Source organism: Pseudoalteromonas sp. MMG013 (assembly GCF_018100885.1).
In the GTDB taxonomy this organism is placed as follows: domain Bacteria; phylum Pseudomonadota; class Gammaproteobacteria; order Enterobacterales; family Alteromonadaceae; genus Pseudoalteromonas; species Pseudoalteromonas aurantia.
This window is the reverse complement of record NZ_JAGJEE010000103.1, coordinates 1-616: the sequence shown is the minus strand read 5'-3', so window position 1 is coordinate 616 and position 616 is coordinate 1. Positions and strand designations below refer to the sequence as shown.

The 616-nt window shown below is 46.6% G+C and carries 1 protein-coding gene; it reads left to right on the top strand.

Annotation, left to right across the window (positions count from 1 at the left end):
• Window positions 1-616, top strand: a 616-nt coding sequence (locus tag J8L98_RS24530; RefSeq protein ID WP_210998670.1) for an RHS repeat domain-containing protein, incomplete at both ends; no start/stop codon positions are given.

Genomic DNA, 616 nt, shown 5'->3' with positions numbered 1-616 from the left:
GCAGCAACCGTGTACAAAGTGTATCGCAATCAGATGGTACGGTGTTAACCATTGGCTATGAAGCGCACAATGGCGACTATCGAGTAAAAAGCCTCACCGATGGTGAAGGCAATCAAACCCTATATAACTATGTGAGTGCCACACATACTCGCGTGACGGTTGGCGGGGCGCAGGTTGATTACCATTTTGATGCTGAAAAGCGCTTAACCTCCGTGGAGCGAGTTGATAATCATCAAATAGTGACTCAGCAGTATGGCTATAACACGGCGGGTCGATTACACAGTGTGACCAATGGGTTGGGTCATCAAACACAGTATGGGTATGACAGTGAAGGTAATTTAACACAAGAAACCGATGCTGACGGCGTAACGATAACGCGGGCCTACAACAGCAATAACCAGTTAATCAAAGAGCAAATAGGCACAGACAGCACGGTGTATGTGTACGATACACAACAGCGCTTACGTTTTAAGTTAGATGCAGATAATCGCCTAGTTGAATACCGTTATAACACATTAGGGCAGCGAGTGAGTCAGCATCAATACACCGATGCAACGTATAGCAGCAGTGAGCACAGTGTTGCCGCGTTAGAAGGGTTTGCAGCATCTCAAAAAGC